The sequence below is a fragment of the Nocardioides sp. Z50_6 genome (assembly GCF_058215755.1).
Map to the genome: position 1 here is coordinate 750,530 of NZ_JBZAJB010000001.1, position 17,670 is coordinate 768,199.

18 protein-coding genes and 1 tRNA gene are annotated in these 17,670 nt (G+C 73.5%); 2 read left to right on the plus strand and 17 right to left on the minus strand.

Going from position 1 to position 17,670, the window contains the following annotated elements; all coding sequences use genetic code 11:
* Entirely contained in the window at positions 1–1,413 is a 1,413-nt protein-coding gene (locus AC4BGE_RS03635; protein ID WP_490571698.1) for a cystathionine beta-synthase, read from the minus strand.
* 54 nt (positions 1,414–1,467) lie between these two features.
* Between AC4BGE_RS03635 and AC4BGE_RS03640 the strand changes: the two genes are divergently transcribed.
* Positions 1,468–2,511, plus strand: coding sequence for an SGNH/GDSL hydrolase family protein (locus AC4BGE_RS03640; protein ID WP_490574366.1), 1,044 nt, complete (start codon positions 1,468–1,470; stop codon positions 2,509–2,511).
* 72 nt (positions 2,512–2,583) lie between these two features.
* On the opposite strand, the gene AC4BGE_RS03645 is transcribed toward AC4BGE_RS03640, so the two are convergent.
* The 6 genes from AC4BGE_RS03645 to AC4BGE_RS03670 all read right to left on the minus strand — a co-directional run bounded on the left by AC4BGE_RS03645 (position 2,584) and on the right by AC4BGE_RS03670 (position 6,597).
* A complete protein-coding gene (locus AC4BGE_RS03645; protein ID WP_490574367.1) occupies positions 2,584–3,429 on the minus strand; it encodes a Bax inhibitor-1/YccA family protein in 846 nt (281 codons plus the stop codon).
* Positions 3,430–3,587: 158 nt separating this feature from the next.
* Positions 3,588–3,660, minus strand: a tRNA-Leu gene (locus AC4BGE_RS03650).
* Positions 3,661–3,727: 67 nt separating this feature from the next.
* Positions 3,728–4,288 carry a peptide deformylase gene (gene def / locus AC4BGE_RS03655; RefSeq protein WP_490571695.1) on the minus strand — a complete coding sequence of 187 codons (561 nt, stop codon included), beginning with the start codon at positions 4,286–4,288 and terminating at the stop codon, positions 3,728–3,730.
* Positions 4,285–4,815: a glycine cleavage system transcriptional repressor gene (locus AC4BGE_RS03660; protein ID WP_490574368.1), complete on the minus strand. Its 531-nt coding sequence runs from the start codon at positions 4,813–4,815 to the stop codon at positions 4,285–4,287. The genes def and AC4BGE_RS03660 overlap by 4 nt, the downstream gene beginning before the upstream one ends.
* Positions 4,808–5,671: a uracil-DNA glycosylase gene (locus tag AC4BGE_RS03665; protein WP_490574369.1), complete on the minus strand. Its 864-nt coding sequence runs from the start codon at positions 5,669–5,671 to the stop codon at positions 4,808–4,810. The genes AC4BGE_RS03660 and AC4BGE_RS03665 overlap by 8 nt, the downstream gene beginning before the upstream one ends.
* Positions 5,668–6,597 (minus strand): EamA family transporter, encoded by a 930-nt coding sequence (locus tag AC4BGE_RS03670; RefSeq protein WP_490574370.1) that lies wholly within the window; start codon positions 6,595–6,597, stop codon positions 5,668–5,670. Before AC4BGE_RS03670 ends, AC4BGE_RS03665 begins: the two co-directional genes overlap by 4 nt.
* Positions 6,598–6,838: 241 nt before the next feature.
* Here AC4BGE_RS03670 and AC4BGE_RS03675 point away from each other — a divergent pair, with 241 nt between their 5' ends.
* Positions 6,839–7,045, plus strand: coding sequence for a hypothetical protein (locus AC4BGE_RS03675; protein ID WP_490574371.1), 207 nt, complete (start codon positions 6,839–6,841; stop codon positions 7,043–7,045).
* On the opposite strand, the gene AC4BGE_RS03680 is transcribed toward AC4BGE_RS03675, so the two are convergent.
* The 10 genes from AC4BGE_RS03680 to AC4BGE_RS03725 form a co-directional block, all read right to left on the minus strand.
* Positions 7,042–7,968 (minus strand): Ppx/GppA phosphatase family protein, encoded by a 927-nt coding sequence (locus tag AC4BGE_RS03680; protein WP_490574372.1) that lies wholly within the window; start codon positions 7,966–7,968, stop codon positions 7,042–7,044. The two genes, AC4BGE_RS03675 and AC4BGE_RS03680, sit on opposite strands and share 4 nt — an antisense overlap.
* The gene (locus tag AC4BGE_RS03685) at positions 7,965–8,495 is read right to left on the minus strand and encodes a DUF501 domain-containing protein (RefSeq protein WP_490574373.1); all 531 of its coding nucleotides are present in this window, start codon (positions 8,493–8,495) and stop codon (positions 7,965–7,967) included. The genes AC4BGE_RS03680 and AC4BGE_RS03685 overlap by 4 nt, the downstream gene beginning before the upstream one ends.
* Positions 8,492–8,992, minus strand: a complete 501-nt coding sequence (locus AC4BGE_RS03690) for an FtsB family cell division protein (protein ID WP_490574374.1) — start codon at positions 8,990–8,992, stop codon at positions 8,492–8,494. Before AC4BGE_RS03690 ends, AC4BGE_RS03685 begins: the two co-directional genes overlap by 4 nt.
* Positions 8,993–9,148: 156 nt before the next feature.
* On the minus strand, positions 9,149–10,426 hold the full coding sequence (eno, locus tag AC4BGE_RS03695; protein ID WP_490571686.1) for a phosphopyruvate hydratase: 1,278 nt from the start codon (positions 10,424–10,426) through the stop codon (positions 9,149–9,151).
* 196 nt (positions 10,427–10,622) lie between these two features.
* Positions 10,623–13,364 carry a fumarate reductase/succinate dehydrogenase flavoprotein subunit gene (locus tag AC4BGE_RS03700; protein ID WP_490574375.1) on the minus strand — a complete coding sequence of 914 codons (2,742 nt, stop codon included), beginning with the start codon at positions 13,362–13,364 and terminating at the stop codon, positions 10,623–10,625.
* On the minus strand, positions 13,361–14,149 hold the full coding sequence (locus tag AC4BGE_RS03705; protein ID WP_490574376.1) for an ABC transporter ATP-binding protein: 789 nt from the start codon (positions 14,147–14,149) through the stop codon (positions 13,361–13,363). Before AC4BGE_RS03705 ends, AC4BGE_RS03700 begins: the two co-directional genes overlap by 4 nt.
* Positions 14,146–15,012 (minus strand): ABC transporter permease, encoded by an 867-nt coding sequence (locus AC4BGE_RS03710; protein WP_490574377.1) that lies wholly within the window; start codon positions 15,010–15,012, stop codon positions 14,146–14,148. Before AC4BGE_RS03710 ends, AC4BGE_RS03705 begins: the two co-directional genes overlap by 4 nt.
* Positions 15,009–16,424: an ABC transporter substrate-binding protein gene (locus AC4BGE_RS03715; protein ID WP_490574378.1), complete on the minus strand. Its 1,416-nt coding sequence runs from the start codon at positions 16,422–16,424 to the stop codon at positions 15,009–15,011. The genes AC4BGE_RS03710 and AC4BGE_RS03715 overlap by 4 nt, the downstream gene beginning before the upstream one ends.
* Positions 16,425–16,435: 11 nt before the next feature.
* Positions 16,436–16,717 carry a 4Fe-4S dicluster domain-containing protein gene (locus AC4BGE_RS03720; RefSeq protein ID WP_490574379.1) on the minus strand — a complete coding sequence of 94 codons (282 nt, stop codon included), beginning with the start codon at positions 16,715–16,717 and terminating at the stop codon, positions 16,436–16,438.
* A complete protein-coding gene (locus AC4BGE_RS03725; RefSeq protein WP_490574380.1) occupies positions 16,714–17,484 on the minus strand; it encodes a GntR family transcriptional regulator in 771 nt (256 codons plus the stop codon). Before AC4BGE_RS03725 ends, AC4BGE_RS03720 begins: the two co-directional genes overlap by 4 nt.
* Between the last annotated feature and the right edge of the window lie 186 nt (positions 17,485–17,670).

The following is a 17,670-nucleotide window of genomic DNA, read 5'->3' on the forward strand; positions in this document are numbered from 1 at the left end:
TCAGCCGCGGGCCAGCACGGCCAGCAGGTCGTGCCGGGTGACCACTCCGACGGGCTTGCCGTCCTCGTGGACCAGCACCGCGTCGTCCTTCTCCACCAGGTGGACCGCCTGGCGGGCTGGCTCGTTGGAGCCGATCGTGGGCAGCGCCGGCGACATGTGCTGCTCGACCGCGTCGGTCAGCTTGGCCTGGCCGGTGAACAGCGCGTCCAGCAGGGCGCGCTCCGAGACCGAGCCGGCCACCTCCGCGGCCACGATCGGCGGCTCCGCCCGGACGACGGGCATCTGGGAGACGCCGTACTCCTGGAGGATGTGGACCGCCTCGGCGATGGTCTCGCCCGGGTGGGTGTGGACCAGCGCCGGGAGCAGGCCGGACTTCCCGCGGAGCACCTCGCCCACGGTCAGGGCGTCGCTCTCCGCAGCCTCGGTGGCGAAGCCGTACTGGCCCAGCCAGGAGTCGTTGAAGACCTTGGTCAGGTAGCCCCGGCCGGAGTCGGGCAGCAGCACCACGATCACGGCGTCCTCGCGGCCCTCGGCGGCCAGCTCGGCGGCCAGCTGCTTGGCGGCGAAGGCCGCCATCCCCGACGAGCCGCCCACCAGCAGCGCCTCCTCGCGGGCCAGCCGGCGGGTGAAGGCGAAGGAGTCGGCGTCGGAGACCTCGATGATCCGGTCGGCCACCGACTTGTCGTAGGTGTCGGGCCAGAAGTCCTCCCCCACACCCTCGACCAGGTAGGGGCGCCCGGTGCCGCCGGAGTAGACCGAGCCGGCCGGGTCGGCGCCGATGACCTGGACGGCGGGGTTGCGCTCCTTGAGGTAGCGCCCGATCCCGGAGATGGTGCCCCCGGTGCCGACGCCGGTCACGAAGTGGGTGATCCGGCCCTCGGTCTGCTCCCAGATCTCCGGCCCGGTCGTCTCGTAGTGGGAGCGCGGGTTATGGGGGTTGGAGTACTGGTCGGGCTTCCAGGCGCCGGGCTGGGAGGCCAGCCGGTCGCTGACGTTGTAGTAGGAGTCCGGGTGCTCCGGGGCCACCGCGGTGGGGCAGACCACCACCTCGGCGCCGTAGGCCTTGAGCACGTTGCGCTTGTCCTCGCTGACCTTGTCGGGGCAGACGAAGATGCACTTGTAGCCCCGCTCCTGGGCGACCATGGCCAGACCCACCCCGGTGTTGCCGGAGGTGGGCTCCACGATCGTGCCGCCCGGCTGGAGCGCCCCGGAGGCCTCGGCGGCCTCGATCATCCGGGTGGCGATCCGGTCCTTCACCGACCCCCCGGGGTTGAGGTACTCCACCTTGGCCAGCACCAGCGGACCGGGGCTGTCCTTGCCACGCTCCACCGTCAGCTCGGGGCCGAGCGACCTCGAGAGTCGCAGCAGAGGGGTGTTGCCGATCAGGTCCAGGAGCGAGTTCACATACTGCATCCCGCCAATCTAGTCCGAGTGCTGGGACAACCGTGAAATGATTAGGGTGGGCCCGTGGGAAAAGCCGCAGCCGCTCGCAAGCTCGCCTCTGCCGCCGCGTACGGCGGTGGCGGTCTGTCGGTGCTGGGCGCCGGCCTCTACGGCGTGCTCAACGTCGAGGCCCGGATCGCCCGGCGGGCCATCGGCCGCACCACCGGCGAGCCGCCGGACGCCTCCGGCTGGTACGGCCGCGGCCGCCCGGGGCCGGCCCTGCGGATCGCGCTGCTCGGCGACTCCAGCGCCGCCGGCTACGGCGTGCACCGAGTCGAGGACACGCCCGGCGCCGCCCTCGCCTCCGGCGTGGCGGCCGAGGCGAACCGCCGCGTCCACCTGCGCTCGGTGGCCGTGGTCGGGGCGAAGTCCTCCGACCTCGTCGGCCAGGTCGACCGGGTGCTGCCCAGCGGACCCGACCTCGCCGTCATCCTCGTGGGGGCCAACGACGTCACCCACACCGTGCTGCCGTCGGCCTCGGTCCGCTACCTCGCCGAGGCCGTGCGGCGCCTCCGCGACGCCGGCACCCAGGTGCTGGTCGGCACCTGCCCCGACCTCGGCACCGTCCGGCCCATCCCGCCCCCGCTCAAGCAGGTCGCCCGGGTGTGGTCGCGTCGGATCGCCGCGGCCCAGGCGATCGTGGCGGTCGACGAGGGCGGCCGGAGCGTCTCGTTGGCCACCAGCCTCGGCGCGGAGTTCGAGGCGGCACCGGCGCTCTTCTTCGGCCCCGACCAGTTCCATCCCTCCGCCGAGGGCTACCGCTCGCTCGCCGGCGTGCTCCTGCCCTCGACGCTGGCCGCCCTAGGCCTGGCCGCCGACGACGAGGCCGTGCCCCAGGCGCGGCGGGGCGAGCGGGTCATGCCGGTCGCCTCCGCGGCCGTCGAGGCGGCGCACCACACCGGCACCGAGCTCGACGGCACCGAGGTGGCCGGCTCCCAGCGGGGCCTGCGCGGCCGCTGGGTCGAGCTGCGCCACCGCGGACGCCGTCCGTCGCCGGAGGCCGAGACCCCGCAGGAGGACGAGGAGCCCCAGCGCGAGGAGCGCTCGCCCGGGGACGCGCCGGTCTGAGCGCACCCCCCGGAGACGCAGCCAGGGCCCCGGATCGCTCCGGGGCCCTGGCTGAGAGTTACGGGGTGCTGATCAGTCCTGGCTGAAGATCGCCAGGATGCGCAGCAGGTTGGTGTAGATCCAGACCAGGCTCACGGTCAGGCCGAACGCGGCGCGCCACGACTCGCGCTCGTCGAGGCCGGCGGCGACGCCCTGCTCGACGAAGTCGAAGTCGAGGATCAGCATGAAGACACCGAGCACCAGGCCGACGACCGACATGAGCAGGCCGAGGGCACCGAAGCCGAAGAGACCGGTGTTGATGCCGGCGAAGCTGAGCACCAGCGAGAGCAGACCGAGGCCGACCATGCCGAAGACGGCGGCCATGACGCCCTTGCGGAACTTGTCGCCGACCTTGATGCCGAGGAACTTGTACGCCGCCAGGGTGCCGGCGAACGCGGCGAAGGTGCCGAAGACCGCGCCGGAGACGATGCCGTCACCGAACTGCGCGTCGAACAGCTTGCTCAGGCCACCGAGGGCGACACCCTCGAGGGCGGCGAAGGCCAGCACCAGCGCGGGGCTGATCACCTTCTTGAACGAGTTGACCATCGACAGGGCGAAGGCGCCGAGCGAGCCGACCATCACCGCGGTGTAGATGCGACTCATCTGCTCCTCGGTGACCGTGCCGGACAGGTCGCCGGTCCACCACCAGGTGAGGAACGCGGTGACGATGACGACGCCGAGCGTGGCGGCGGTCTTCTGGACCACCGAGTCGATCGTCATCCGCCGGGCGGGCGCCTGGGTGGGCGTGCCCGTGCCCCAGGTCGACGGGTCGCCGTAGTCCTGGTCCTGGCCGTGGCCGGGGTAGGTCTGGGTTCCGTAGGCGTTCGACTGCCCGTTGAACTCGGCGGATCGCGCGAACACCGGGTTGCTGCTCTTCATGGTCTCTCCTTGGAGGCCGGGGGGCGCGATCACCCTGACCGCGCGTCGTCGTGAGACGCTCACTCTACGCAGGCGTCACCACAAGAACGCGCGACGAGGCCCCCGTGTTCCCGGTATCCGGACCCGGGTCCGGCCGTCCGCGCCGGGCGGGACGCCGGTGCCCCCGCTGGGACTCGAACCCAGACTGTGCCGCTTTTAAGGCGGCTTCCTCTGCCATTGGGATACGGGGGCGAGAGCCGGTCGCCCGGCCCGGGGCAAGTGTGGCCCAGAAGCCGCCCGCGACTCGCCGCGAGGTCGCTCAGAGGTAGGTCTGCCGCGCGTAGACGGCGTGCGCACCGGCCACCCGGTCGAGGAAGAGCAGGCCGTCGCAGTGGTCGATCTCGTGCTGCAGGCAGCGTGCCTCGAAGGCGTCGGTGCGCACCTCGACCTCCTCACCGGTCCCGGGCAGCTGCCCGCGGACGAGCACGCGGGAGGCCCGCTTGACGTCACCGGTGAGGTCGGGGACCGACATGCACCCCTCGCGTGCCTTCTCGTTGCGCGAGGACTCCACCACCTCGGCGTTGCAGAGCACGAAGGTGCCGTGGTGGGTGCGGGCCTTGGGGTGGCCGGAGACGTCGACGCAGAACACCTTGGCGCCCACGCCCACCTGCGGTGCCGCCAGCCCGACGCAGCCCGGGGAGACCCGCATGGTGGCCACCAGGTCGGCGGCCAGCTGCACGATCTCGGGCGCGGCCGGGTCGACCCGCTCGCCGTCGGCCGACAGCACCGGGGCGGGGGCGCGGACGACGTCGAGGACGCGGCCGCTCACCCCCAGCTCGCCCTCGGTCCAGGCGGCGAGCCGGTCGTTGGTGGCGCTCACAGCTCGTCGGCCTCCGCCGCCCGCAGGGTGGCGCCGACGCCCAGCTCCTGCGCGGCGCTCCTCACCGCGCTCTCCAGCGCGGCGGCGTCCGCGTCGGCGGGCAGGGCGACCTCGGCGACGAGCAGGTAGAGGTCACCGGCCAGGCGGGTGGTCAGGTCGGTGATGTTGCCGCCGACCCGGGCGACCTCCGCGGCGATCCCCGAGACGATTCCGGGCCGGTCCCCGCCGTGCACGCTCAGCACCCAGGAGGTGCCGGAGGCGTGCGCGGGCTCCTCGTGCGGGACCTCCCGCACGGTGACGGTGAGGGTGCCGTCGTTCTCGAGCACGGCCAGGGCGGCGCGGATGTCGGTGCCGGCGGCGGCACCGGCGCAGATCAGCGTCATCGCGAAGTGCCCGCGCAGCAGGGTCATCGAGGTGTCCTCGATGTTGAGCCCCAGCGCGGCCAGCTTGTCGGTGGTCTCGGCGATGATCCCCGGGCGGTCGTGGCCCAGCACGGTGATCGCGTGCAGCGTCCCTGCGTCAGTCATGCGACGCATTCTCCCCCAGTCCGTCGCCGTCCGTCGCTGCGTCGCCCAGGCCGGCCAGGTCGCGGGCGCGGCCCAGGACGTCGTCGAGCATCGCCGGGGTCAGCCGGCCGGTGAAGGTGTTGTGCTGGGAGGGGTGGTAGCAGCCCAGCAGGGTGAGCCCGGCGAGGGCGACCTCGGCCCCGTGGCCGAAGCGCGGCTTCGGGCGCGGCACCTCGACCCCCGCTCCCCGCAGCGCGCGCAGCGCCGCGTCCCACCCGTAGGCCCCCAGGGCGACCACGACCCGCAGGTGGGGTCGCACCAGCGCGACCTCGCGGTGGATCCAGGGCGCACAGGTGTCGCGCTCCTCGGGGGTCGGCTTGTTGGCCGGGGGCGCGCAGCGGACGGTGGCGACCATCCGGGCCCGCAGCAGCCGCTGCCCGTCACCGGCGTGCACCGAGGTGGCCTGGGTGGCGATCCCGACCCGGTGCAGGCTGGCGAAGAGCCAGTCGCCGCTGCTGTCGCCGGTGAAGACCCGTCCGGTGCGGTTGCCCCCGTTGGCGGCCGGCGCCAGCCCGACGATGAGCACCCCCGGCTCCGGGTCGCCCCAGCCCGCGATGGGCCGCCCCCAGTAGGGCTGGTCGGCGAAGGAGGCGCGCTTGGTGTGCGCCACCTGCTCGCGCCAGGCGACCAGCCGGGGGCAGGCCGCGCAGACGCTGACCCGGGCGTCGAGCTCGGCGAGGTCGTCGGTCCCGGCGAGCCGTCGTACCTCGTCCGGGGTGCGGGCGACAGGGGTCGTGGGCGCCGCCGGGTCCTCCGGCCAGCCGGCCCCCGGAGGCACCGGCGAGTCGAACTGCTGGCCGGTGAGCGGGTGCCTCACCGGGGGGTGGGCACGGTCGGGAGCTCCTCCACCCCTTCAATGTACGTCGCCCGCTCGCCGCGCTGCCGGCGGCGCGGCAGCCCGAGGGCGGCCGTCGCCACCCCGAGGAGCAGCACCGCGCCACCGATCGCCTCGGGGCCGTTGGGCGTCTCGCCGAGCACCAGCCAGGCCGTCGTCATCCCCACCACCGGTACCAGGAGGGTGAAGGGCACCACCGCCGACGTGCGGTGCCGTGCCAGGAGCGAGTTCCAGATGCCATAGCCCACCCAGGAGGCGAGCACCGCGGTGTAGACGGTCGACAGCACGGCGGCGAGAGACAGGTGCGTGAGCGCCTCCCCCACGGCTCCCGGTCCGTCGACCACGAGGCTGAGGGCGAGCAGAGGCACGGGGACGACGGTGGCCGACCACACGGTGAGGGACAGTCCCGAGGCGGCGCCGACCCGGCGGGCGACCACGTTGCCGCACGCCCAGGAGGCCGCGGCCGCCACCGTCACGAGCAGGGCGAGCAGCGGGGTCGCCGAGCTCCGCCCGACCGCGACGATCCCCAGCCCCACCGCGCCCAGCAGCACGCCGGCGAGCTGCCCCGCGGTGGGCAGCTCGGCGAGTCGCACTGCGGCGAAGACCACGGTCAGCACCACCTGCGCCTGGAGCACCAGGGACGCCAACCCGGGCGGCATCCCCATCGCGAGCGCGGAGTAGAGCAGCCCGAACTGGCCCACGCTCATGAAGAGCCCGACCAGCGCCACCTGCCGGAACGGCACCTGGGGGCGAGCGACGACCACCACCGCCAGCGCGACCATCATGAACCGCAGCGCCACGAAGAGCAGCGGCGGCATGTCGTCGTCCAGGCCGGCGTCGATGACGACGAAGTTGACGCCCCAGAGGACCGCGACGAGGGTGGCGAGCAGCGAGTCCTTGAGGGGCACGGGCTCATGGTCCCCCGGCCCGACAGTTCACGTCCATCGCACGCTAGGCGGGTCGAATCGGTAGCGTCGCTTCATGATCGATCTGGTGGCCCTCCAGTCCCTGCTCGCGCTACGTGCGGGAGAGCCTGGCGCTGGGGTGGCGCAGGGTCAGACCCTGCGGCCCACCGACCGGGCGCTGCCGTCGAGGTCGACGGACGCCACGGGCGGCTGAGCGCCGGGACAGGGATGGCTGAGGATCACCATGACGAGCGAGACCACAGGAGCAGGCGGCGAGCGCGTCGCCGTGCTGCTGTCCGGCATCGCCGGTGCGCTGCTGGCGGCGTTGGTGCCCGCGACGGCCGGCGCGTGGCACGACGTCGCCTGGTGGGTGCTGGGCGGCGCCTTCGTCGGCGGGGCCGCCGGGCTCGTCGCCCTGGTGACGGCACGTCGTCGTGGCGGCCGGGGTTAGTCCGTGCGGGACGCCACCGACCAGGCGATGCCGTCGAGGATGTCGGACTCCGAGACGGTCCAGGAGTAGACCGACGTGCGGCGCAGCACCCGGTCGAGGATGACCGCGCCGGCGCCGATCACGTCCGCACGGCCGGGGTGCATGAAGGGCATCGCCCGCCGCTCGGCCACGGTGGCGGCCACCAGCCGGTCGAGGAAGGCGTGGGTGTCGGAGACGGACAGGACCGCCTGGTCGATCGCCTCCCGGTCGTAGGCCGGCAGGTCCAGGCAACCGGCCGCCACGGTCGTGCAGGTGCCGGCCACGCCGACGATCGTCGCGGCCCGGCCCAGCTCCACCCCGGCCGCCTCGGCGCGGTCCAGCGCGGCATCCACGTCGGCGGCGCAGGCGGCCACCTGCTCGGGGGTGGGCGGGTCGTCGCGCAGGTGGCGCTCGTGCAGCCGCACCGACCCGACGTCCAGGGAGATCGAGGCCTCCGGGGCGTGCGTGCCGAGCACGAGCTCGGTGGAGCCGCCGCCGATGTCGACCACCAGCACCGGCGGCTCCGCGGGGGTGCGCAGGTTGCGGACCGCCCCGTCGAAGGCGAGCGCCGCCTCCTCGTGGCCGGCGATCACCTCGGGCCGGACGCCCAGCCGCTGCTCGACGCCGTCGGCGAAGACGTCGGCGTTGCGGGCGTCCCGGGTGGCGGAGGTGGCGCAGAACCGGATGCGCTCGCGCCGGACGCCGTGCTCGGCGATCAGGACGGCGTACTCGTCGATCGCCGCGAAGCAGCGCGCCAGGGCCTCGGGGGCCAGCTCGCCGGTGGTGTCGACGCCCTCGCCCAGCCGGACCATCCGCATCTCGCGGACGGAGACCTCCGGCAGCGTGCCGATCAGCAGCTTGACGGTGTTGGTGCCGCAGTCGATCGCCGCGACCGGCCCGGTCACGCGGCGGGGTCCTGATCGGGCGCCACGCAGGGGCCCTCGGCCCACCACTCCCCGAGCAGGTCGAGCACCTCGTCGCCCAGCGGGTTGACCCCGCGCCCCTGGGCCAGCGACTGGCCCGCCAGCACGTGCAGGCACTTGACCCGGTCGGGCATCCCGCCGCCGGAGATCCCGGCGATCTCCGGGACGTCGAGCCCGGCCTCCCGGCCGATCTCGTCGCGCGCCTCCAGGTAGCGCTCGTGCGCGGCGCGGTAGGCCGCGGCCAGCTCGGGGTCCTCGCCGAGACGGGCCTGCATCTCCTTCATCAGCCCGCCGCCCTCCAGCGTCCCGATGCGGGAGGCGGCCCGGGGGCAGGTCAGGTAGTACGTCGTCGGGAACGGGGTGCCGTTGGGCAGCCGCGGCTCGGTGGTCACCACGTCGGGGTTGCCGCACGGGCACCGGTGGCCGACCTCGTGGATGCCTCGCGGCTCGCGGCCCAGCTGGGCGGCGATGGCCCGTTCGTCGCTGGGGTCGATGCGTGCCTGGCTCACTGCGCCTCGTCCTCGGTGCTCTTCTTGCTCTGCTTCACGCCGTCGATCCTGTCCTTCGGTTCGGGGGCGGGCGGCGGGGGGTTCCCCGCCAGCTCCACGGAGTCCCACGCCTCGCTCCACCACGCGGTGGGGGTCTGGTCACCCACGGAGGCCGGGTCGGGCAGCTGGTCACCGCCGTCGACGGGGTTGCCCTCCTCGTCGATCACCTGGAACCCGGTCTCGCCGGGGAGCAGGTAGCCGAACCGGGCGCGGGCCTGGGCACGCACGAAGGCGGGGTCCTCCCAGCGGCTCTTCTCCCGCTCCAGCTCGGCGATGCTCACCCGGCGCTCCTCGATGGCGGCCCGGGTCTCCTCGATGTGGGCACGCTGGTCGAGGTAGGCCCGCAGCGAGGAGGCGTAGGAGACCGCCAGCACGGCCAGCACCAGCAGGAGCACCCCGGCGCGGCCGGTGAGCCGTGGCCGGCGCCGGCCCTTGGGTGCCTGGGGGCCGCCGGGCACCGGCGGCTGCTCGCCCGTCCGGGGGCCGGCGCTCCGGCTGGGGCCGCCGACGGCCCGGCCGCGCGGTGCGGGACCGCGCTGGCCGGGCCGTCGGGTGCCTCCGGGGGTTGACCGGGGGGTACGTCGCGTCGCCATCAGGCGACCAGTCTCCCTCGTTCAGGCGGTGAATCGCGGGAACGCGGCCGCACCGGCGTAGCGCGCGGCGTCACCGAGCTGGTCCTCGATCCGGAGCAGCTGGTTGTACTTCGCGACCCGCTCGGAGCGGGCCGGCGCGCCGGTCTTGATCTGGCCGCAGTTGGTGGCCACAGCCAGGTCGGCGATCGTGGTGTCCTCGGTCTCGCCGGAGCGGTGGCTCATCATGTTGCGGTAGCCGGCCCGGTGGGCGAGGTCGACGGCGTCGAGGGTCTCGGTGAGCGACCCGATCTGGTTGACCTTGACGAGCATCGCGTTGGCCTGGCCGCCGCTGATGCCGCGCTGCAGGCGCTGCACGTTGGTGACGAAGAGGTCGTCGCCGACCAGCTGCGTGCGGGCGCCGAGCGAGTCGGTGATGGCCTTCCAGCCGTCCCAGTCCTCCTCGTCGAGCGGGTCCTCGATGGAGACGATCGGGTAGGAGGAGACCAGGTCGGTGTAGTAGGCGATCATCTGGTCGGACGACTTGCTGCCGCCCTCGAAGGCGTAGGCACCCTTCTCGCAGAACTCGGTGGCGGCCACGTCGAGGGCCAGCACCACGTCACTGCCGAGCGAGAGGCCGGTCTGGCCGACCGCCTCGGCGATCAGGTCGAGCGCGTCGCGGTTGGAGGGGAGCTCGGGGGCGAAGCCGCCCTCGTCGCCCACCCCGGTGGCCAGGCCACGCTTCTTCAGCACCGACTTGAGCGCGTGGTAGACCTCGGCGCCCTGCTGGAGCGCCTCGCCGAAGGTGGGCGCGCCGATCGGCGCGACCATGAACTCCTGGATGTCGACGTTGGTGTCGGCGTGCGCGCCGCCGTTGAGGATGTTCATCATCGGCACGGGCAGCAGGTGGGCGTTGGGGCCGCCGACGTAGCGGAAGAGCGGCAGCCCGGCGGACTCCGCGGAGGCCTTGGCGACCGCGAGCGAGACGCCGAGGATGGCGTTGGCGCCCAGGTCGGCCTTGTTGTCGGTGCCGTCGAGGTCGATCATCGCCTGGTCGACGAGGCGCTGGTCGTCGGCCTCGAGGCCGATCACGGCCGGGCCGATCTTCTCGATGACCGTCTGCACCGCCTTGGCGACACCCTTGCCGCCGTACCGCTTGGTGCCGTCGCGCAGCTCGACCGCCTCGAAGGCGCCGGTGGAGGCCCCCGACGGGACGCCGGCGCGGCCGAACGAGCCGTCGTCGAGGAGGACCTCGACCTCGACGGTGGGGTTGCCACGGGAGTCGAGGATCTCGCGGGCGCCGACAAGTTCGATGGATGCCACGGTGGTGCTCCTGAGGGGTTGAGGCGGGGTGTCCGGGTTCGCCGCTCACCTTAGTGCGCCCCCTCGCCGGCGCCCGGGCCACGTCCCATTCCCCCCGCCGCCTCGGGACGTCATCGTCATGGGTCGTTGCGACGACCCCTCGTGATGACGTCCCGCGGGGAGGGGGCGCTCGGCCGGGGCGTCATCGCTTCCGGTGCTACCGCCGACCGGCCAGCGCCCGCCTGGCGTAGCCACGGACGTCGGCGTCGGAGTCCTTGCGCGCCCGCTCCAGCGCGTCCACGACGCCCGGCGCGGCCGTCCGCGGACCGAGGCCGATGACCACGGCCTTGCGCACGTCGGCCGACTCGTCCTCCAGGGCGCCGACCAGCGGGCCGACCGCCAGGTCGTCGGGCGCCCCACCGAGGCCGCGCACTCCCCCGACCCGGACCTGCCAGTCCTCGGCGCCGGTCCCGGCGACCGCCTGGTCCCACAGCCGGGGGTCGCGCAGTCCGGCAGCCGCCTCCAGCGCGGCCGCGCGGACCAGCGGCTCCGGGTCGGCCGCGAGCACCAGCAGGGTCTCCGCGGCGGCGGGCTGCGCGATGGTCCCCAGCCCGTGGGCGACCGCGACCCGCACCTCGCGCAGCGCGTCGTCGCGCGCCGCGGCGACCCCCTCCACGTCGTCGAGGGAGACCAGGGCCCGGATCGCCTGGATCCGCACGCGCGAGTCCGGGTCGTCGACGCGACCACGGAAGTCCTCACGTGAGCCCAGCTTGAGCGCGCGCAGCACGTCGAGCACCGCCGCCCGGGAGACCGGGTCCTCGGCGTCGAGCGCCGAGGCGAGCGCCCGGCGTACGTCGGCGTCTGCCGGGATCACCTCCACCAGCTCGCGCAGCGCGTCGGCCGCGGCCCGGCGCACCCCGGCGTCGGGGTCGCGGAGCAGCCCGGCCATGGCGGGCCCCACCCCGGCGGGGACCACCTCGGTGAGGGTGGCGACGGCGGCGCGGCGCACTCCCGGGTCGGCGTCGGCGAGGAAGCCCGCGAGCGCCTCGAGGTCCGGGCCCGTCTCGGCGAGCCTGAGCAGCTCCAGGATCCGCGGCGACTGCTGCTCCACCGGCGCTGCGGTGGCGTCGGCGGTCCCGGTGACGCGCCCCACCCGGGGGTCCACGCTGGCGATCACCGCGACGTCCTGGGGCGCCCCGGCCGGGATCTGGACGTCGTCGACGTCCACCACGTACGCCGCCACCGGACGCCGGACGAACTCCGTGCCGCCGTCCTCGCGCCGCCGGACGTTGAGGTGGAAGAACCAGGAGTCGTCGTCGCGCAGCGGGATGTCGGCACGGGAGTGGTAGAGCCCCCAGCGGCTCTCCTCGCGCACCATCGAGGCCCGCGCGGCGAGCTCGGCGCAGTCGCGGATGAAGGTGACCTCCGCGCAGCGCATCAGCTCGTGCGGGGTCCGCGCGCCCATCTCGAGGATCTCGTCGGCCATCCGGTCGAACGACTCGATCGCGATCTCGAGCTTGTGGGCGGTCTTGGGCGGCGCCACGTAGTCGTTGACGAAGCGACGCAGCTTGTACTCCACCTGCGGCTGCGGCGGCCCGTCCGGGTTGCGCAGCGGGCGGTAGATCAGCTCGTGCGCCGCCGCCACCTGGTCGGCCGGCAGCGGGGCCCGCTCGGTGGGCAGGTGACGGCTCGCGTGCGCGCCGGCCAGGTCTCCGAAGACGAAGGCGCCGATCATGTAGTTGTGCGGCACGCAGGCCAGGTCGCCGGCGGCGTAGAGCCCGGGGACCGTGGTCTGGGCGTCCTCGTCGACCCACACCCCCGACGACGAGTGGCCCCCGCACAGGCCGATCTCGGAGATGTGCATCTCCACGTCGTGGGTGCGGTAGTCGTGCCCGCGGCCGGCGTGGAAGGTGCCACGCGTGGGCCGCTCGGTGTGGTGCAGGATCCCCTCGAGCTCGGTCAGCGTCTCGTCGGGCAGGTGGCTCAGCTTCAGGTAGATCGGCCCCCGGGCGGAGTCGATCTCCTGCGTGACCTCCGCCATCATCTGGCCCGACCAGTAGTCGCAGTCGACGAACCGGTCGCCCTCGGCGTTGACCTGGTAGCCGCCGAAGGGGTTGGCCACGTAGGCGCAGGCGGGTCCGTTGTAGTCCTTGATCAGCGGGTTGACCTGGAAGCACTCGATGCCGCTGAGCTCGGCCCCCGCGTGGTAGGCCATCGCGTAGCCGTCCCCGGCGTTGGTGGGGTTCTCGTAGGTGCCGTAGAGGTAGCCGCTGGCCGGCAGCCCGAGCCGCCCGCAGGCCCCGGTGGCCAGGATGACCGCCCCGGCGCTGACCGTGACGAACTCCCCGGTGCGGGTGTCGAACGCCGCCACCCCGACCGCACGCCCGCCCGAGGTGAGGACGCGCACCGGCATCAGCCGGTTCTCGATGGTCAGGCGCTCGCGGATCTCCCGGCGCCGCATCACGCGGTAGAGGACCTTCTTCACGTCCTTGCCCTCGGGCATCGGCAGCACGTAGGCGCCCGAGCGGTGGACGCGCCGCACGGCGTACTCGCCGTACTCGTCCTTCTCGAACTTCACCCCGTAGCTCTCCAGCCGCTGCACCATGTCGAAACCACGCGTGGCGGTCTGCCGCACGGTCGCCTGGTTGATGATCCCGTCGTTGGCCCGGGTGATCTCGGCGACGTAGTCGTCCGGCTCCGCCTTGCCCGGGATCACCGCGTTGTTGACGCCGTCCATCCCCATCGCCAGGGCACCCGAGTGACGCACGTGCGCCTTCTCCAGGAGCAGCACGTCGGAGCCGGCCTCGGCGGCGGTGATCGCCGCCATCGTGCCCGCCGTCCCGCCGCCCACCACGAGCACGTCGCAGGTCAGGTGGCGCGCGGGGGTGCTCGGGGGGATGGCGAAGGACGGGGCCGGGTGGGTGCGCTGGTTCCGGCTGCTCGGGGCGGTGACGGTCATGCCAGCTCCTTGAAGGGGTCGGGGGTGACGGGGGCGAGCGACTGGGTGTGGCTGAGCCGCTCGAGGATCTCGGCGCGCTGGGCCGGCGCGGGCGGTCGTGAGGGGTCGCGCGGGTGCTCGATCTGGTGCTCGGAGACCACGCCGTGCCGCCCGAGCACCACGATCCGGTCGGCCAGCACGATCGCCTCGTCCACGTCGTGGGTGACGAAGACGACCGTGCAGCCCGAGGCCCGCCAGGTGTGGATCAGCAGCTGCTGCATCGAGGCGCGCGTCTGGGCGTCCAGGGCGCCGAAGGGCTCGTCCATGCAGAGCAGACCCGGGGCTCCGACCAGCGCGCGCGCCAGCTGCACGCGCTGGCGCATGCCGCCGGAGAGCTGGCCGGGCAGTCGCCCGGCGAAGCGGCCCAGGCCGACCCGGTCCAGCCACTCGGTCGCGGTCGCCCGGCGCTCCTTGCGGCCGACGCCTCGCAGCGCGAGCGGGAGCTCGACGTTGGCGCGGGCGGTCCGCCACGGCAGCAGCGCGTCCTCCTGGAAGACCAGCGTGCGCTCGGCCGACGGGCCCGTGACGGTACGGCCGTCCGCGACCACCCGGCCGGCCAACGGCGCGAGCAGCCCGACGAACGAGCGGAGCAGGGTGGACTTGCCGCAGCCGGAGTGGCCGAGCACGACGAGGATCTCCCCGGGACGCACGTCGAGGTCCACGCCCTCGACGACCGGCTCCCCGGCGTACCCCAGCACGACCCCCTCCGCGCGGACGGCGGACGGGCGGACATCGACGTCGATCATGCGGCGTTCCTTTGCTCGGAGGAGAGCCAGCGCGTCAGGCGCCGGCCGAGGAGCTCCACGCAGCTGGAGGTGAGCCAGCCGATCGCGCCGATCGAGACCATGCCGACCAGCACGTGGGGGTAGTCGACGATCGTGTAGGCCTGCCAGGTGCGGTACCCGAGCCCGAGGTCGCCGGAGATCATCTCGGCGGAGATCACGCAGATCCACGCGACGCCCATCCCCACCGACAGGCCGCCGAAGATGCCGGGCACGATCCCCGGCAGGACCACCCGGGCCAGCACCTGGCGGCGGGAGGCCCCCATGGTGAGGAGCGCGTCCTCCCAGACCATCGGGAGGGCCCGGACCGCGTGCCGGGTGCTCACCAGGATCGGGAAGAACGCCGCCGAGGCGGTGATGAAGACGATCCCCTGCTCGTTGGTGGGGAAGAGCAGGATCGCCACCGGCACCAGGGCGATCGCCGGGATCGGCCGGGCCACCTCGAGCAGCGGCTGGAGCACGTCGACGAGCCAGCGCGACCGGGCCAGCAGCACGCCGAAGCCGATCCCCAGCACGGAGGCGAGCGTGAAGCCGCTCAGGATCCGCACCAGGCTCTGCGCCAGGTCCTGGTAGTAGAGGGAGGTGCCGAGCTGCGCGAAGAGCGCCTCGGCGACCTCCACCGGGCCGGGCAGGCGGTTGAACCGCAGCCAGAGCACCACGTCGTTGGCGGTGAGCAGGTGCCAGATCAGCAGCGCGGTCGCCAGGGACGCGGCGCGCACCAGCCAGTGGGCCGGGGAGCTGCGGCCGCGCCGCGGTCGGCGTACCCGGGCGGGCTCCTGCCCGGCGCCGCCCTCGCGGGTCTCGCCGCGCTGCGCGAGGGTGGTCACCGCGCGCCCCCGGCCACGCCCACCGCCCGCTCGAAGTCGACCTCGGCCGCCCGCGGCCGGCGCTCGGCGTACTCCGCCGCGGACTCCTGGGTGGCGAACGGGACGAGGTCGTCACCGTCGCGCAGCCAGATCATCCGGTCGGCGAACCAGCGGGTGCCGGTGATCGCGTCGGGCACGTAGGAGGCCCGGACCTCCCCACCGTCGGCGCGCACCTGGGCGACGGTGCGCAGCAGGCAGGCCGCGTCGGCCACCGGCCGCGGCTCGTCCTCGCCCTGCACCCACACCTCGCCGGCCACCGCGGGGTCGTCGACCTCGCGGTCGCAGACCTCGTCGCGCCCGGTGATCCGGGCGGGGTTCTCGGTGCTGGCCGCGGTGGTGGCGTAGTCGTCTCCGAGCACCTCGGAGATGAGCCGGTCGTCGACGAAGGCGTCCACGTCGAGCTCGCCCTCGAGCACCCCGATCGAGGCCAGGAACGGGACGTCGCCACGCAGCGCCTCGAGCTGCTCGGGCTTCAGGGTGGGGTCGAAGCTCGACACCCCTCCCCGCCCGTTGTAGAGGTAGACCACCTCGACGGGCAGCCCGGTCTCCTCGGCCACGATCTCCGCCGCGCCGACGGGGTCCTCGTGCAGGAACTCGGTGGCCCGCTGCTGCGCCGCCAGGAAGGCCTTGACGACATCCTCGTGCTCGGCGGCGTACTCGTTGCGCACCACGGTGCCGTGCAGGGTGGGCACCTCGAGGCGGCCGCCGTCGTAGACGAGCCGCGCGTCGTCGCGGAAGGCGAGCAGCGCGGGCCAGGCCACGAACTGCGAGACCGCGTCGACGGAACCGCCCTGGAGGGAGGAGGCCCCCACCGAGGGGTCCTGGTTCTCGACGGCCACGTCCTCGTTGGGGTCGAGCCCGGCGGCGTCGAGGGCCTGGACCAGGGTCCCGTGGCCGGCCGAGCCGACGCTCGCCGAGACCTTGCGCCCCTCGAGGTCAGCGAGCACCTCGACCGGCGAGTCGGCCGCCGCCACGACTCCGTTGAGCGCACCTCGGGCGTTCCACCCGGTGACCGAGAGCATCGAGTGACCCTCCTCGCCGGTCCCCGCGCGGGTGCCGTTGATCAGCAGCGGGTAGTCGCCCATCGAGCCGATGTCGATCTTGCCGGCGACCATCTGGGCCGTGATCGGGGCTCCGGTGTCGTAGTCCTGCCACTCGACCTCGAGGTCGGGGTCCAGCTCGGCCAGCGCCTCCTCGAAGTAGCCCCGCTCGCGCAGGAGCGTGCCCGCCGTGACGGTGTTGATGGTCTTGGACTGGTAGCCGATGGTGACCACCTGGTCGTCTCCGTCGCCGGCTCCGGTGACCGAGCAGGCCGCGAGGCCGAGGACCAGGGGAAGGCTCGCAGCTGCTGCGACGCCACGACGACGGTTCAACGGACGGCCTCTCATCGGAGCAGGTAGGGGATGTTGACGGTCACCGCGCCGGTGGGGCACCGGTCGGCGCAGGGGCCGCAGTACCAGCACTCGTCGACGTGCATGTAGGCCTTGTTGGTCTCCGGGTCGATCGCCAGCGCGTCGAGCGGGCAGACCTCGACGCAGAGGTTGCAGCCTTCGATGCAGAGGCTCTCGTCGACCGTGACCGGGACGTCGAACCGCTGGTCGACCAGGGCGGGCCGCGGGGCGGAGCCGTCGCTGCAGCCCGCCTTCCGGGAGACGGGTGTGCTCATCGGGTTCCTCCTGAGATCGGTGGGTGTGAGGGTGCGCGTACGGCGGTGCCCCGCAGCGAGATGCGGTCACCTCGCATGCGGATGAACTCCAGGTCGACCGGGCGGCCGCACGCCAGTCGGGTGAGCCGCTCGACCACCAGCAGGGCCGCCCCGCGGGGGACCTCGAGGAGCGCCGCGCGGGTGGCGTCGGCGGCGACCGCCTGGATGCCCAGCTCGGCGGTCCCCAGTCGACTCCCGGAGATCTGCTCGAGGAGGGCGAAGACGTCCGTGCCACCCAGGTCGTGGCCGAGGAGCGGCTCGCCGAGCTCGGGCACCACGAAGGTGAGGTCGACCGAGATCGGGATCTCGTCGACGAGGCGGCGGCGCTCAAGGCAGACCAACGTGCTGCCGGGGGCCACCTCCAGCCGCTGGGCGACCGCCTCTGAGGCCGGGACCGGAGCGGCCATCAGCACCTCGTTGCGGACGACGCCGCGGTCGGCGAAGGTCTCCGCGAGACCCTGCAGCTGGTCGATGCCGTGGTCGAGAGCGGTGCCGCGCACCCTGGTACCGGTGCCGGGGATCCGCTCGACGAGACCCTCGGCCCGCAGCAGCTCCAGCGCGGCACGCACCACGTTGCGGGAGACGCCGTGCTCCACCGCGAGTCGCTCCTCGGAGGGCAGCAGACCACGGGTCACCCGACCGCCCACGACCTCAGCCCGCAGGACCTCGGCGACACGCCGTGCCTGGTCGTCTCGCCGGGAGACGACTGTGGGCGGGCAAGAACTCATGACTAAAACTCTAGTATTGAACTCGACTTAGGAGTCAATAGCGTCCCACAACGCCACCCAAGTCACCCCCAGCCCTCCGCTGACCTGCACGAACGGGGCTCAGGAGGCCCGTTCCGCCACCTCTCCACCCTCAGCGCGACGCCCCCTCGCCCCGTCTCCCGTCAGCCACCTCGTGGGACGTCATCG